Source organism: Phenylobacterium haematophilum, assembly GCF_014196295.1.
Lineage (GTDB): Bacteria > Pseudomonadota > Alphaproteobacteria > Caulobacterales > Caulobacteraceae > Phenylobacterium > Phenylobacterium haematophilum.
In genome coordinates this window covers 654,404-668,181 of the sequence record NZ_JACIDK010000001.1, presented here as the reverse complement: position 1 = coordinate 668,181, position 13,778 = coordinate 654,404, and the positions used below count along the sequence as shown (strand labels likewise).

Below are 13,778 nucleotides of genomic sequence, written 5' to 3'. Positions count from 1 at the left end.
TCGGCCTAAGGATGTAGCGTCCCGGGCCAACAGACCGGAGCTATTAATTGCCGATAATATTCCTTAGGCGATGTTCTTGTTGAGCGATGCGTGTCCTCCTGCTCCGACGTTCAGCAGCCCCCGCGCGGACACTCGCATCCACGACCCCAGCGCCGCGGACCACCCGGCCGAGCTTCCGCACGGACGGGTTGACCTCAGGGCATGTGCGGGTCCAAGGCGCATCGAAAGCGACGGATCCGGAGCACCCCCGTGGACTTCTCGAAACTGCAGGCGACCAGCAAGATCACCGACGAATGGTCCTATCCGCAGGCGCAGGCCAATCGCTCGGGCCTGCTGGCCGTCTCGCCTGGCCACAAGCTCTATTGGGAAGAATACGGAAACCCGGACGGCGAACCGGTGATGTTCCTGCACGGCGGGCCTGGCGGCGCCTGCGCGCCGGTCATGTCGCGGTTCTTCGATCCGGCGCGCTACCGGGTGATCCTGTTCGACCAGCGTGGCTGCGGGAAAAGCGAGCCGACCGTCGCCTCGGCCGGTCCGAAGATCGCTCTGGCCGAGAATACGACCGATCACCTGGTCGACGACATCAACGCGCTGCGCGAGGCGCTGTCGATCAGCGGGAAAATGCACGTGTTCGGCGGCAGCTGGGGCAGCACCCTGGCGATGGTCTACGCCATCCGCCATCCGCAGAACGTCGCGTCGCTGATCCTGCGGGGGATCTTTCTCGGGACGCGAGAGGACCTGCTCTACATGTACCAGGGCAACGCGGCGGTGTTCGAGAAGACGCCGTTCGAGCTCTCTGAGCCCGGCTCCTACGTGACCTATCCGGATGAGTGGAAGGCCTTCGTCGAGATCATCCCTCCGGCTGATCGCGCCGACATGATGGGCGCCTACAAGGCGATCTTCGATATGACCCCGGCGAGCGACGCCGAACGCGAGCGCCAGTTGCAGGCGGCGCTGGCCTGGTCGGTCTGGGAAGGCACGATCTCGAACATGATCCCGGACAACGCGGACTCGGGGAAGTTCGGTGAGGCCGACTTCACGCTCTGCTTTGCGCAGATCGAGGCCCACTTCTTCGCGAACCAGCTGTTCCTGGAGCCGGATTACATCATCCGCAACGCCGCAGCGATCGCGGGCGTGCCCACCCACATCGTCCATGGCAGGTTCGACCAGGTCTGTCCGCTGCCGCAAGCCTCGCGCCTCGCCGCCGCCCTCGCAGAGCTCGGCGCGCCGCCGGCGACGTTCGTGATGACCAACGCCGGCCACAGCGCCATGGAGCGTGAGACCGCGTTGGCGCTGACGGCGATCATGGACGGCCTGCCCAGGCTCTAGCCTTCAATGATCGCCCGGATGCGGGTGGCCAGCTTCTCCATCGGGAACGGCTTGCTCAGCACATGCATGCCGCGCTCCAGCCGCCCGTTGGAGATCGCCGCGTTCTCGGTGTAGCCCGTGATGAACAGCACCTTGAGGTCCGGGCGGCGCCGGCGGGCGACGTCGGCCATCTGCTTGCCGTTCATCCCCCCGGGCAGCCCGACGTCGGTGATCAGCAGGTCGATGGCGACGTCCGATTCCAGCAGCTTCAGCCCGGTCGGCGCGTCGGCCGCCTCGATGGCCTGGTAGCCGAGGTCGGCCAGCGTGTCGCTGACCAGCATCCGGATGGTCGGCTCGTCATCGACGATCAGCACCGTCTCGCCGCGCCCCGCCGGGGGCTTGGCCGGTTGCTCCTTGGGCTGTTCGGCTTGCGCATCGCCTCGGTGACGCGGCAGGTAAAGGCGGACGGTCGTCCCCTCCCCGATTTCAGAGTAGATGCGGATCTGACCGCCGGACTGCTTGGCGAAGCCGTAGATCATCGACAGGCCAAGTCCCGTCCCCTTCCCCGCCGCCTTGGTGGTGAAAAACGGCTCGAGCACCCGCGGCAGCAGCTCGGGGCTGATCCCGCGACCGGTATCGCTGACCGCCACCGCGACATACTCGCCGGGCGGCATGTCGCGCTGGGCGGCCGCGTCGGCGTCGATCACGGCGTTGGCGGTTTCGACGATCAGCCGGCCGCCGTCCCCCATCGCATCGCGGCCGTTGATGCAGAGGTTGAGGATCGCGTTCTCAAGTTGATTTGGGTCCCAAAAGCAGGTCCAGAGTTCGTCGCTGAGATCGGTCTGCACGAGGATGCTCGGGCCGACAGTGCGGCGGACCAGCTCTTCCATCTCGGCGACCAGCTTGTTGGCGTCGACCGCCTTCGGCTCGAGGGTTTGGCGGCGCGAGAAGGCCAGCAGCCGGTGGGTCAGCGCCGCAGCCCGCGAGGTCGCGCCCTGCGCGGCGGTGATATACCGGTCCAGCTCGCTGATCCGGCCCTGGTCGAGACGCCGGCGCATGAGGTCGAGACTGCCGGTCACGCCGGTCAGCAGGTTGTTGAAATCGTGCGCCAGGCCGCCGGTCAACTGGCCGACCGCCTCCATCTTCTGGGCTTGGAACAGCGCCTGTCGCGAGCGCTCCAGCTCCAGTTGAGCCTCCCGCAGTTCGGTCATGTCGCGGGTGATCTTGGCGAAGCCGATCAGTTCGCCGTCGGCGCGAACCGGATCGATGACCACCATCGCCCAGAAACGGGTGCCGTCCTTGCGCAGTCGCCAGCCCTCGGCTGCGAAGCGGCCTTCGGCGGCGGCGAGCCGCAGCGCGTTCTGCGGCGCGCCCGCGTCGCGCTCCTCGGGCGTGTAGAACCGCGCAAAGTTGTCGCCGATGATCTCGGCGGCCGCATAGCCCTTGATCTTCTCCGCCCCGGCGTTCCAGCTGATGACGCGACCTTCCAAGTCGAGCATGTAGATCGCATAGTCGACGACCGACTGGATCAGCCGCTCGTATATGCGGTCGTCCGCCGCTGGCGGCGTCTCGACGGACTGCTTCATTTCTTCCCCCATAGCCCGACTGACCCTACTGCGGACTATCGCCCCGTAGAGGGCTAATGGCCGCCGCCGCGTCGGGTTCCCCCACGTGAATCTAGGCGCCGCCGACCGTCCGGCGCTAGCCTTCATTCAAACAATGTCATTCGAGGGAGAGAACCGTGGCTCAGCCGCCAAAAGCCTGCATCATCGGCGCAGGCTGCTCGGGGTTCACGACCGCCAAGCGCCTCAAGGATCACGGCATCCCTTACGACTGCTTCGAACTCTCCGACGACATCGGCGGCAATTGGTACTATCGCAACCCGAACGGTCTTTCGGCCTGCTACGAGAGCCTGCACATCGACACCTCGAAGTGGCGCCTGGCGTTCGAGGATTATCCTGTGCCGGCCGACTGGCCCGACTTCCCGCACCACGCCCAGCTCTTCCAGTACTTCAAGAACTATGTCGACCACTTCGGCCTGCGTCAGACCATCACGTTCAACACCGCGGTCGAGAAGGCGCGGCGCAGGGACGACGGCCTCTGGGAGGTCAGCCTCTCGACCGGCGAGACCCGGCTCTACGATGTATTGTTCGTCTGCAACGGCCACCATTGGAGCCCACGCGTCCCCGACTATGAGGGCGAGTTCAACGGCGCGGCGTTCCATAGTCATGCCTATCGCGACCCGTTCGATCCTGTCGACATGCGCGGCAAGAACATCGTCGTGGTCGGGATGGGCAATTCGGCGATGGATATCGCCTCCGAACTCTCCCAGCGGCCGATCGCCAAGAACCTCTGGGTCTCGGCCCGCCGCGGCGTCTGGGTGCTGCCCAAGTACATGAACGGCCGCCCTGCCGACAAATCGGCCATGCCGTCCTGGATGCCGCGCAAGCTCGGGCTGTCCCTGGCCCGCGCCGCCATCAAGAAGTCGATCGGCAAGATGGAGGATTACGGCCTGCCCAAGCCCGACCACGAGCCGCTGGAGGCGCATCCGTCTGTCTCAGGCGAGTTCCTGACCCGGGCCGGCTGCGGCGACGTGAAGTTCAAGCCGGCGATCGAGCGATTGGAGGGCGACCAGGTCCGCTTCGCCGACGGCAGCGTCGAGGACGTCGACGCCATCATCTTCGCCACCGGCTACGACATGCGCTTTCCGTTCTTCGACGATCCGGCTCTGGTCCCGGACGCCGACCATCGGCTGCCGCTGTTCAAGCGGATGATGAACCCGGCCGTGCCGAACCTCTTCTACATGGGTTTGGCCCAGCCGCTGCCGACCCTCGTCAACTTCGCCGAACAGCAGGCCAAGCTGGCGGCGGCCTATCTGAGCGGTCGCTACCTGCCGCCCTCGTCGGCCGAGATGACCGAGACGACCGCGCGCGACGAGGAGGCGCATCTGGGTCAGTACTACCGGTCCAAGCGCCACACCATCCAGGTCGACTTCGGCGTCTACGTCGCCGACCTGTTGAAGGAAATCGTCCGCGGCGAGGCCCGGGCTAAGGCCGCCGGTTATGCGCCGCCGATCCCCGCCCGAGCCGAGGTCTCCGCCTAAGCCGTCCGGGTCACGCCGAAGCGTCGCAGAACGTTGTGGGTGATGGTCGCGACGAACGGGTCCTGGGCCTTCAGGCCGTGGGCCCACTCCGTGGTGCCGGTATTGAACACTTCGCCCTCGCCGCGCTTGAAGCTGGCGAGCACAGCGTGGCCGCGCAGGACGGCGGCCTGAGCCTCCGCGCTCGTGTCGCCGAACACCACGTTGGCGATCACGTCCAGCTTCTCCGGGGGGATGATCGGGTTGTAGCCGCGACCGGCCTCCTCGCCGAAGGCGCACGGCGCGATGCCGATGATCTCCAAGTTGGCCGGGACGCCGACGCTGGGGATCGCCTTGGGCAGGCCGTCCTGACCGAACTCGAACTTGCAGCCGTCGCTCTCGTAGCCGATCAGCGGCAGGTCGCCGCCAAGGATGTCGCCGTAGAACAGGTCCGAGCCTTCCAGGGCCCAGTGCTTGTCGTCGTAGATGGTGAAGCCGCCCTGCCCGCGCGAGACGCACATGCCCAGGCGGTGATAGCCGGCGAACACGAAGCTGAGGCCGGTCAGCGCCGCTTCCGGCTGCTCGAAGGCGGCGTGCGACCACAGGTGCGTCGCGTCCCTGGCCGGGACGTCCTCGGCCTCGAAGCCGCGCCACTTGTGGCAGATCAGGGTCTTGCCGTCGTTCTCCCAGCGGACTTTCCAGAAGCAGGTATTGCCCGACAGGATCCCGACCTTGCCGCCGGCGTCCACGAAGCGCTCGACCTGCGCCCGCTGGCCGCCCGACCAGTATTCGCTGTGGCCCACGAAGAACGCCGAGGCGTAGTCCTTCAGGACGTCCGGCTCCGCCTCGAGGTCATAGTCGGTGAAGACGTCGAAGACGTAGCCTTCGCGCTCGGCCCACTGCAGGAAGGCGTGCTCCCACTTGTTGAGGAAGCCGGCCGAGCCGTCGTAGGGCGAGACGCGATGGGCCGCCATCCAGGCCGGATCGCTTGCCCACGGCCGCTCCTTGAAGCCGCGCTTGCGGGTGTTGACCAGCCGCGGCGCGTCGTCCGGCGCGGCGGCGATCAGCGGCGCGAACGGGCGCTCGGTGGAGAGGACACCGATGGCCTGGTCCATCGCCTGATCGAACGGAACCTGCCCGCTCATCAGTCCGGTCACATTGGAATAGGCGTTGGCCCCGCCCCACCAGTTGTAGGCGTGATAGGTGTTGGTCGCGAGGACCAAGGCGGCTCGTGACTTCGCCGCGCGAAGCGGCGGCTTCACGCAGACGAAGTGGTGGGTCTCGGCCCCGGCGGCGTCAGTCAGCCTGATGTCGTAGTAGCCCGAGCGCCAATCGGCGCCGACCTCGATCTCCAGCGTCGGCGCCCAGCCGCAGCCGTCACGGTCGACGTTTTCCGGCACGGGTTGCAGCTGCGTGGCCACACCGTCCTGCGACAGGACCACGTCCTCGGTCCCGCCGATCCGGGTGATCTGCAGCCGGCTCGGGCCCTCGGCGCTCGCCAGCAGGGTGAAGCGCTCCAGCGGCCGCACGCTCAGACGATCGGTGTAGCAACCCAGCATTATGACACCCTCCCAATGGCCACGACGTTGTGATAGTTTTTATTATTGCAGGGGGCCGAGGCGTTCGCCAACCCGCAATCTCCCTCAGGCCTTGATGCACGCGGTTTGAGCCGCTGTCGCCGCCAGAACACGCACCGCCGCCCACATGCCGTCCAGCCGCAGCGCCCCTCTTGCGCTATGATAGCTTTTGCTATCTCAAGGGCTCGCATCGCGTTTGCGACAAGAAGATCACGGGGATGAAGATGAAGACGTTCTGGCTGATGGGCTGCGCCCTGGCGGCGCTTTCGACGGGCGCGGCTCACGCGCAGGACAGCACGGCGACGGTCGAGGAGATCGTCGTCACCGCGCAAAAGCGCTCCGAAAACCTCCAGGACGTGCCGGTCGCGCTGACCGCCATCACCGGCCAGGCGCTGGCCAACCAGGGCGTCAACAACGTCGTGGCCCTGAACAATCTCGCGCCCGGCCTCCGCGTCAGCAGCGGGGACGCCGCCGCCAACCCGAAGATCTTCATCCGCGGCGTCGGCCTCAGCGACTTCAACCCCAACTCGTCGAGCGGCGTCGGGGTCTATGTCGACGGCGTCTACATCGGCTCGCCGTTGGCCCAGATGGCCGGCTTCTTCGACCTGGCCCAGGTCGAGGTGCTGCGCGGTCCGCAAGGCACGCTCTACGGCCGCAACACCAATGGCGGGGCGATCAACGTCACCACCAAGCGCCCGACCCAGACCTTCACCGCCGACGTTGCGGCTGAATACGCGACCTACAACGCGGTCAACCTGACCGCCGCGGTCGGCGGCCCGATCGTGCAGGACAAGCTCGCCTTCCGCGTCGCCGGCCAGTACGTCGCCGACGACGGCTTCACCTACAACCGGGTCACCGGCAACGACGTGAACGCCACCGACTATTGGGCAGGCCGTGCGCAACTGCTGTTCACCCCGACCGAGGACTTCGAGGTCCTGGCCCAGGTGAACCGCTTCGTGAACCGCGGAGACGCCACCGCCCCGCAGCACCGCGCCCTCTTCCCGGCGGCGCCCGAGGCCGCCGGCCCGACCGGCTTCTGCGCCAGCGCGCTCTATTCGAGCGGCCTGTGCACCGACCTGCTCGGCTACGCCGACACCGACAACGACCGCTACGCCGGCGACTACAACCTCGAAGGCAAGGACAAGGTCGACCTGTTCGGCTCGTCGCTGGAAGCCAACTGGGACCTCGGGCCGGTCTCGCTGGTCTCGGTGACAGCCTATCAGTGGGCGCATCGCAACGCCCTGGAGAACACCGACTCCAGCCCGCTGCAGATGATCGAGATCAACTACCTCTCGCGCTCGCAGCAGTTCACCCAGGAGCTGCGCCTGCAGTCCAACGACCCGGCCGCGCGTCTGAAGTGGGTCGCGGGGCTCTACTACATGGACGAGACGATCAAGAACGCCACGCAGCAGGACATTCTGCGCGACCTGCGTCCGCTGTTCACGACCCCGGACAATCCGACCGGCGTCAGCCTGGAGAACAGCGTCGCGGTGTTCGGCACGCCCTACACCCAGAAGACCAAGGGCTATGCGATCTTCGGCCAGGCCGACTATTCGCTGACCGACCGTCTGACGGCGACGCTGGGCCTGCGCTGGTCGGCCGACGACAAGGACTTCGACTATCGCAGCACCGCCGAGGGCTCGATCGTCCTGCTCGAATCCAAGCAGAGCAAGACCTTCTCCGACTGGTCGGGCCGCCTGGGCCTGCGCTACGAGGTCAATGACGACGTCAATGTCTACGCCACCTACAGCCGCGGCTATAAGGCGGGCGGCTTCTTCGGCGGCCTGGCGACCACGCCGGAAGAGCTCGAGCCCTACGACAACGAAACGCTCGACGCCTACGAGGTCGGCGTGAAGTCCGAGCTGTTCGATCGCCGCGTGCGCCTGAACATGTCGGCCTTCTACTACGACTACCAGAACCAGCAGGTGTTCGCCCAGGCCCTGCGCAACGGCCTGACCGTGCTGGTGCTCGACAACGCCGCCAGCTCGAAGGTCTACGGCGCCGAGGCCGACCTGACCGCGCGCCCGACCGAGAACCTCTTGATCACCGCCGGTCTGTCGCTGCTCAACGCCAAGTACGGCGAGTACGAGTCGGACGGCGACGACTTCACCGACAACCGCCTGCCGCAGTCGCCGAAGGTGACCTTCAACGCCGCGGTCAACTACACCTTCCCGCTGGCGTCGGGCGCCTCGATCGTGACCAGCGCGGACGCGGCCTATTCGTCGAAGATCTACTTCGACAACTCCAACGCCGAGCGTCTGTCGCAGGACGGCGTCTGGATCGCCGGGGCCCAGGCCAGCTGGCGTTCGCCCGACACCTCGATCGAGGCCGGCGTCTTCGCCCGCAACGTGTTCAACGAGGACTACTTCGTGTCGATCTCCAACATCGACAGCCTCGGCCAGGACCTGCTGACCTACAACAAGCCGCGCAGCCTGGGCGTCTTCCTGCGCTACCACTACTAAGACCTGCGAATGAGCCCTGGCGGCCCTGGCGTCTGCGTACGCCAGGGCTTAGCCACGCTTTCGCCGAGGGTCCGGGCCCTGCTATACAAATCGCGATCGTCGATCCGGCGAGAACCTGGAATCAAATGGCGAAACGCGCACCAGCTTCAGCCGCCGCAAGCGCGGCTCCCTCGCTCGACGCCAAGTCCCTGCCCTCGCGGCCGCGCGGCAAGAACACATACGAAGCCGTGCTGGCCACCGCGGGCGAGGTGCTGGCCGAGGTCGGGTTCGAGCGGCTCACCACCAATCTGGTCTGCGAGCGCGCGGGACTGACGCCGCCGGCGCTCTATCGCTATTTCCCGAACAAGTACGCCCTGGTCTCCGAACTCGCCCGCCGGCTGATGGAGGCGCAGGACGAGGCCGTGTTCGAATGGCTCGACGAGGGCGGGGCGATCTCGACCACCCTCGAAGAAGCGGTCGAAAAGAACCTGCGCCTTCAGAAACGTCAGATCGAGATCACCCGCCGTCAGCCTGGCGGTCTGTGGATCCTGCGCGCGATCCGCGCGGTCCCGGCCTTCCAGGAGGTCCGCACCGCTTCGCGCAACAAGGTGCTCGACCGGATGTACGAGTTCCTGCGCCGGGCCTATCCGAACGTCAGCGACGATCATCTGCGGACCGCCATGCGGCTCTCCGAGCAGATGACCTATGCCGCCGTCGAGATGATCATCGAAGACCCCAGCCTCGATGACGACAGGGTCGCCGAGGAGGTCAGCTGGATGGTCAGCCTGTACTACCAACAGCTGCGGAAGCGGGCCGGAACGCCGTCAGCAGGCCGATAGCGATCAGCGCGAGCACGAGGAGTGCGGCCGACAGGCCGACGGCGCCCCTCACTTCGTCGTTGCTCACCACGAACGAGGCGACCAGCGGGCCGAAGCTGCTGCCCAGCAGTTGGGCGGTCCCAAGCTGCATGGCCGCGCGTCGCGTCGGGTCGAGCTGGATCAGCAGCAGGGTCTGGAACGGCAGGGCGAACAGCCAGAGGAAACCGAACACCGCCACCGCGCCCATGAACAGCGCCGCCTGCGGGGGGCCGAACAGGATGGCGAGGATGCCGCCGTTCAGCGCGCCGACCGCCAGCAGCACGCCCCCCGGCCGCCGCCAGCGCCGCGCCGCCAGCGTCGCCGCCGCGCCGCCAGCCACCTGCATGCCCAGCGCCACGGCCACGGCCAGACCGGCCTGCTTGGCGGACATGCCCGAGAGCTCGGCCAGCGGCTCCAGATAGACCCAGAGCGCGACGATGAAGGCCATGAACAGGAAGCAGGCCGCCAGGCCCAGCAGCGGGCGCAGGCCGATGCCGCCCCCGCCCTTTGCCGCCTTGGGCAGCGGCGAATAGCTGTTGGCGCCGGCCAGGGCGGCCACGGCGGTCAGCAGCGAGATGACCCCCAGCGCCTCCAGCGCGCCATTGATGCCGAACCACGGCACGACGGTCGCCGGCAGCACGGCGGCGAGGACCAGTTGCGCCAGCGTCTGCACGGTCACGAAAACCCCCGACAGTCGTTCGGGGCGCTCCGCACGCGTGATGGTGCTGATCGCCGCCCACAGCATCAGGCCAGCGAACACCCCGGCCGCGCCGCGCATGGCGATCACGGCGACGCCGGCGACCAGGCAGGTGCCGAACATGGCGCCGGCATGGGCCATGCACGCAAGGGCCAGCTTCAGCCGAACCCGGTCAGGCTTGAGGAACGCTGCGGCCAGGCCACAGGTCAGGCCAAGCGCCAGCAGCTCGACGGTGGCGGCCAGCCCGATCTGCGAGGCCGTGAGCCGTCCCTCGGACTCAAGCCCACCCAGGACGACCGGTTGCAGGCCGGCGATCAGCAGGGCGACGACGCCGACGGTCAGCGCGATCGTGACGTCCCGACGGCTGGCGGCGGGAGCGCCCGCCACGCTGAGGGCCGCGGTCACGACTTCTGGCCGTAGGATTTGAAGCGCTGGAGGATGGTGTCCATCTCCTGCTTGTCGAGCAGCTTGGGGCCGCCGATGGCGAGCGTGCCCCAATAGACCGCTGACTGTTCCTCCACCTCCTCGGCGATCGCCAGGGCGGCGTCGAGGTTGCGGGCGACGACGATCTGGCCGTGATTGGCCATCAGCGCCGCGGCTCGGCCGTCCAAGGCCTCGACCACGGACTGGGCCAGTTCGGCCGACCCGAAGGTGGCGTAGGGCGCGACCGGCACGCTGGAGCCGCCGCCGACCGCCACCATGTAGTGCATGGGCGGGATCTCCAGTCCGGCGCAGGCCAGGATCGTCGCGTGCCGAGAGTGGCAATGGACGACGGCGTTGGCGTCGGGGCGTCGCTCCAGCAGTCCCCAATGCATCCGCCATTCGCTGGAGGGCTTCAGGCTGCCCTCCGGGGTCGAACCGTCGGGGGCCACATAGACCACCTGCTCGGCGCTCAACTGCGCGGGGACCACGCCGCTCGGCGTCACCAGCATGCCTTCGCCGAAGCGCGCCGAGACGTTCCCCGAGGTGCCGCGGTTGAGCCCGCGCGCATCCATCGCCCGCATCACATAGGCCATGCGCTCGCGCAGCTGACCTTCGTCCAGCTTCTGAGCCATCAGGCGCTCTCCGCCGTGCGCGCCGCGGTCATCGCCGCCTCGGTCGCTTCGAAACTCTCCAGCTTGCCCAGGGTCGCCAAGGCCTGCGCCACCTGCGCGGCGGTCGCGGTCGCGAACCGGCAGGCTTCCAGCGGTTCCCAGCCGCGGTTCAGCGCGGCGATGAAACCGGCGCAGTAGGAATCGCCGCAGCTAGTCGTGTCTACCGGCGTGATCCTGTGAGCCGGCAGTGTAAACCGGCCGCTCGGCAGCACGATGTAAGACCCCTGCCCGCCGTTCTTGATGATGCAGGCCTTGGCGCCCAGCGCCAGGAAGGCGTCTGCCGCGGCGTCCAGATCCTCGGTCCCGGTCAGGGCCAGGGCCTCGGCCGCGCTCGGCATGAAATAGTCGACATAAGGCAGCAGCCGCTCCAGCTCCTGCAACGCCGAGGGCTGCGGCGAGATCAGGTCGCAGGTGATGATCGCACCGGCCTCGTGCGCCGCGCGCAGCAGCTCCGCGCCCGGTCCGCGGTCCAGTTTCGGCCCGCCAACGCCAGCATAGTGGAGGAAACGCGTCTCGCGCGCGGCGGCCAGAACATTGTCGGTGACGGTGGCGAACATGCCTGCGCCCAGGGCGTGGAAGTTCGGCCGCCGACCTTGCGAGTCGACCGCCAGCACCGTCGTCGAGGTCGGCGCGCCGTCCATGGTCGCCAGCAGCGAGGTGTCGACGCCGGCCTCGTCCAGGGCCATGCGCACGAAGCGTCCGATCAGGTCGCCGCCGACCGCCGAGGCCAGTTTCACCGGCACGCCCAGCGTCGCGGCGACCATCGCCGCGCCTGCCGCGGTCCCGGCCGGAGCGCAGGCGATGCCTTCGATGAGGGTCGTGCCCTCGCCGCTTGGCAGGCCGTCGATCGGCCGCGCGACAACGTCCAGCGTCGTCAGTCCAATGGTCAGCAGTCCGGACTTCATCGGTTCTCTCCCCTACGCCTTGATTAGTAAGTCCGGCTCGGTAGGATAGTCAAAACTATCTTACAGGGGCCGACATGGTTTGGACGAACAGCAAGGACAGCGCACTGCGTGAACGGGCGCAGGCCGTCATCCCCAACGGCATGTATGGCCACCAGTCGGTCATGCTTCTTCCGGACGACTACCCGCAGTTCTTCGACCGCGCCCAGGGGGCCTACCTCTGGGACATGGACGGGAACCGCTACGTCGACTTCCTTTGCGGCTATGGGCCCAACCTGTTCGGCTATGCGCATGCGGGCATCGACCAGGCCTATTTCGACCGCGCCAAGCTCGGCGACACCATGACCGGCCCCGGCGAGGCCATGGTCCTGCTGGCCGAAGCGATGACCGCCCAGGTCAGTCACGCAGACTGGGCCATGTTCTGCAAGAACGGCACCGACGCCACGACCATGGCGATGATGATCGCCCGCAATCACACCAAGAAGAACACCATCGTCCTGGCCAAGGGCGCCTATCATGGCGCCGCGCCCTGGTGCACGCCGGTCAAGAACGGGGTCGCCCCCTCCGACCGCGCGAACCAAGTGTTCTATGAATACAACGACGTCGAGAGCCTTGAGGCGGCGGTGAAGGCCGCCGGGTCCGACCTGGCGGCGATCTTCGCCTCGCCGATAAAGCACGACACCTTCATCGACCAGGAACTGCCGAACCCCGAATACGCCCGCCGGGCCCGGGAGCTGTGCGACGAGCACGGCGCTCTGCTGATCGTCGACGACGTCCGCGCCGGCTTCCGTCTGGCCCGCGACTGCAGCTGGTCGCTGGTCGACGTGAAGCCCGACCTCTCCACCTGGGGCAAGGCGGTCGCCAACGGCCACCCGATCTCGGCGCTGCTGGGGTCCGACGTCTGCCGCTTCGCAGCGGCGACCATCTACGCGACCGGCTCTTACTGGTTCTCGGCCGCCCCAATGGCCGCGGCCCTGGAGACCCTGAAGTTGATCGCGCAGACCGACTACCTCGAGCGAACCATCGCGCTCGGCGAGCGGCTGCGCAGCGGCCTGGACGAGGCAGCGGGCCGTCACGGCTTCGCGCTGCGCCAGACCGGTCCGGCCCAACTGCCCCTCATCATGTTCGACGACGACCCGACCTCGGCCAAGGGTTACCTATGGAACAACGCCCTGCTGAAGCGCGGCGTCTACTTCCACCCCTGGCACAACATGTTCATCTGCGCGGCGATGACTGAGGCCGACATCGACGACACGTTGAACGCCGCCGACGACGCCTTCAAGGTGGTCAAGGACGCCGGCCCGCTGGAGCCGGTCGCGAAGATCGCCTTCCTGCACCAGATGGTCGACGGCCACTAGACGCCTAGTGGCCGCCCTCGACCCAGGGCACGCCCGAAGCAGTAAAGGCCTCGGCCAGGGCCGCCTCCAACTCCAGCGCCTCCCAGCGGCGCATGGGGTTGAGGTGGGCTACGAGGTCCGGCAGCAATCTCACGCCGAAGCGGCGCGCTGGACCGCTCGCCTTATACCCCTCCTTGTGCTGGTCGAACCGCACGTCGGGATCGCGGGACGTCTGACCGACATAGAGGCCCCACGGATCGGCTCGCCGGTCGTCGTGGAGCAGCACGACATACACCGATTGCTTGGCGCCCGACGCTCCACGCGTCGTGGCGCGAAGGCTCACGGCCGCGCGCCGCGCTTTTCCCAACCATCCGGGCGCCCCCTGGATCATAGACGCCAGCCTATCGGCTCGCCCTGGGAGGAGCGAGCCCATCGCCGAGCCGCAGAAGCGTCGATGGCCGCCCAGCCGCGGTTGCGTGGTTCGCC

At 67.4% G+C, this 13,778-nt stretch carries 11 protein-coding genes; 5 read left to right on the top strand and 6 right to left on the bottom strand.

What is annotated here, in order from left to right; translation table 11 throughout:
* Nucleotides 1-249: 249 nt before the first annotated feature.
* Nucleotides 250-1,329: a prolyl aminopeptidase gene (gene pip, locus GGQ61_RS03355; protein WP_183769888.1), complete on the top strand. Its 1,080-nt coding sequence runs from the start codon at nt 250-252 to the stop codon at nt 1,327-1,329.
* Here the strand turns inward: pip and GGQ61_RS03350 are convergent.
* A complete protein-coding gene (locus GGQ61_RS03350; RefSeq protein WP_221220816.1) occupies nt 1,326-2,894 on the bottom strand; it encodes a PAS domain-containing sensor histidine kinase in 1,569 nt (522 codons plus the stop codon). The two genes, pip and GGQ61_RS03350, sit on opposite strands and share 4 nt — an antisense overlap.
* Before the next feature lie 155 nt (nt 2,895-3,049).
* On the opposite strand from GGQ61_RS03350, the gene GGQ61_RS03345 reads away from it, so the two are divergent.
* Nucleotides 3,050-4,411 carry an NAD(P)-binding domain-containing protein gene (locus GGQ61_RS03345; protein WP_183769886.1) on the top strand — a complete coding sequence of 454 codons (1,362 nt, stop codon included), beginning with the start codon at nt 3,050-3,052 and terminating at the stop codon, nt 4,409-4,411.
* On the opposite strand, the gene GGQ61_RS03340 is transcribed toward GGQ61_RS03345, so the two are convergent.
* Nucleotides 4,408-5,946: a N,N-dimethylformamidase beta subunit family domain-containing protein gene (locus GGQ61_RS03340; RefSeq protein WP_183769885.1), complete on the bottom strand. Its 1,539-nt coding sequence runs from the start codon at nt 5,944-5,946 to the stop codon at nt 4,408-4,410. The two genes, GGQ61_RS03345 and GGQ61_RS03340, sit on opposite strands and share 4 nt — an antisense overlap.
* 236 nt (nt 5,947-6,182) lie before the next feature.
* Between GGQ61_RS03340 and GGQ61_RS03335 the strand changes: the two genes are divergently transcribed.
* On the top strand, nt 6,183-8,426 hold the full coding sequence (locus tag GGQ61_RS03335; RefSeq protein ID WP_246370433.1) for a TonB-dependent receptor: 2,244 nt from the start codon (nt 6,183-6,185) through the stop codon (nt 8,424-8,426).
* A gap of 125 nt (nt 8,427-8,551) precedes the next feature.
* Nucleotides 8,552-9,244, top strand: coding sequence for a TetR/AcrR family transcriptional regulator (locus tag GGQ61_RS03330; protein WP_183769884.1), 693 nt, complete (start codon nt 8,552-8,554; stop codon nt 9,242-9,244).
* Here GGQ61_RS03330 and GGQ61_RS03325 read toward each other — a convergent pair.
* Genes GGQ61_RS03325 through GGQ61_RS03315 form a run of 3 tightly spaced genes read right to left on the bottom strand, consistent with a single transcriptional unit; the run spans nt 9,186 to nt 11,958 of the window.
* Nucleotides 9,186-10,364 (bottom strand): MFS transporter, encoded by a 1,179-nt coding sequence (locus GGQ61_RS03325; RefSeq protein WP_183769883.1) that lies wholly within the window; start codon nt 10,362-10,364, stop codon nt 9,186-9,188. The two genes, GGQ61_RS03330 and GGQ61_RS03325, sit on opposite strands and share 59 nt — an antisense overlap.
* Nucleotides 10,361-11,014, bottom strand: coding sequence for a class II aldolase/adducin family protein (locus GGQ61_RS03320; RefSeq protein ID WP_183769882.1), 654 nt, complete (start codon nt 11,012-11,014; stop codon nt 10,361-10,363). Before GGQ61_RS03320 ends, GGQ61_RS03325 begins: the two co-directional genes overlap by 4 nt.
* Nucleotides 11,014-11,958, bottom strand: coding sequence for a carbohydrate kinase family protein (locus tag GGQ61_RS03315; protein WP_183769881.1), 945 nt, complete (start codon nt 11,956-11,958; stop codon nt 11,014-11,016). The genes GGQ61_RS03320 and GGQ61_RS03315 overlap by 1 nt, the downstream gene beginning before the upstream one ends.
* A gap of 74 nt (nt 11,959-12,032) precedes the next feature.
* Between GGQ61_RS03315 and GGQ61_RS03310 the strand changes: the two genes are divergently transcribed.
* Nucleotides 12,033-13,313, top strand: coding sequence for an aminotransferase class III-fold pyridoxal phosphate-dependent enzyme (locus GGQ61_RS03310; protein ID WP_183769880.1), 1,281 nt, complete (start codon nt 12,033-12,035; stop codon nt 13,311-13,313).
* Between the two features lie 4 nt (nt 13,314-13,317).
* On the opposite strand, the gene GGQ61_RS03305 is transcribed toward GGQ61_RS03310, so the two are convergent.
* The gene (locus tag GGQ61_RS03305) at nt 13,318-13,635 is read right to left on the bottom strand and encodes a GIY-YIG nuclease family protein (protein WP_183769879.1); all 318 of its coding nucleotides are present in this window, start codon (nt 13,633-13,635) and stop codon (nt 13,318-13,320) included.
* Nucleotides 13,636-13,778 lie beyond the last annotated feature (143 nt).

Bases quoted from the DNA above. Each gene is read 5' to 3' on its own strand.
- GGQ61_RS03330 (WP_183769884.1), top strand. From the start codon at position 8,552: ATGGCGAAACGCGCACCAGCTTCAGCCGCCGCAAGCGCGGCTCCCTCG.
- GGQ61_RS03315 (WP_183769881.1), bottom strand. From the start codon at position 11,958: ATGAAGTCCGGACTGCTGACCATTGGACTGACGACGCTGGACGTTGTC.
- GGQ61_RS03320 (WP_183769882.1), bottom strand. From the start codon at position 11,014: ATGGCTCAGAAGCTGGACGAAGGTCAGCTGCGCGAGCGCATGGCCTAT.
- GGQ61_RS03350 (WP_221220816.1), bottom strand. From the start codon at position 2,894: ATGAAGCAGTCCGTCGAGACGCCGCCAGCGGCGGACGACCGCATATAC.
- GGQ61_RS03310 (WP_183769880.1), top strand. From the start codon at position 12,033: ATGGTTTGGACGAACAGCAAGGACAGCGCACTGCGTGAACGGGCGCAG.
- GGQ61_RS03335 (WP_246370433.1), top strand. From the start codon at position 6,183: ATGAAGATGAAGACGTTCTGGCTGATGGGCTGCGCCCTGGCGGCGCTT.
- GGQ61_RS03340 (WP_183769885.1), bottom strand. From the start codon at position 5,946: ATGCTGGGTTGCTACACCGATCGTCTGAGCGTGCGGCCGCTGGAGCGC.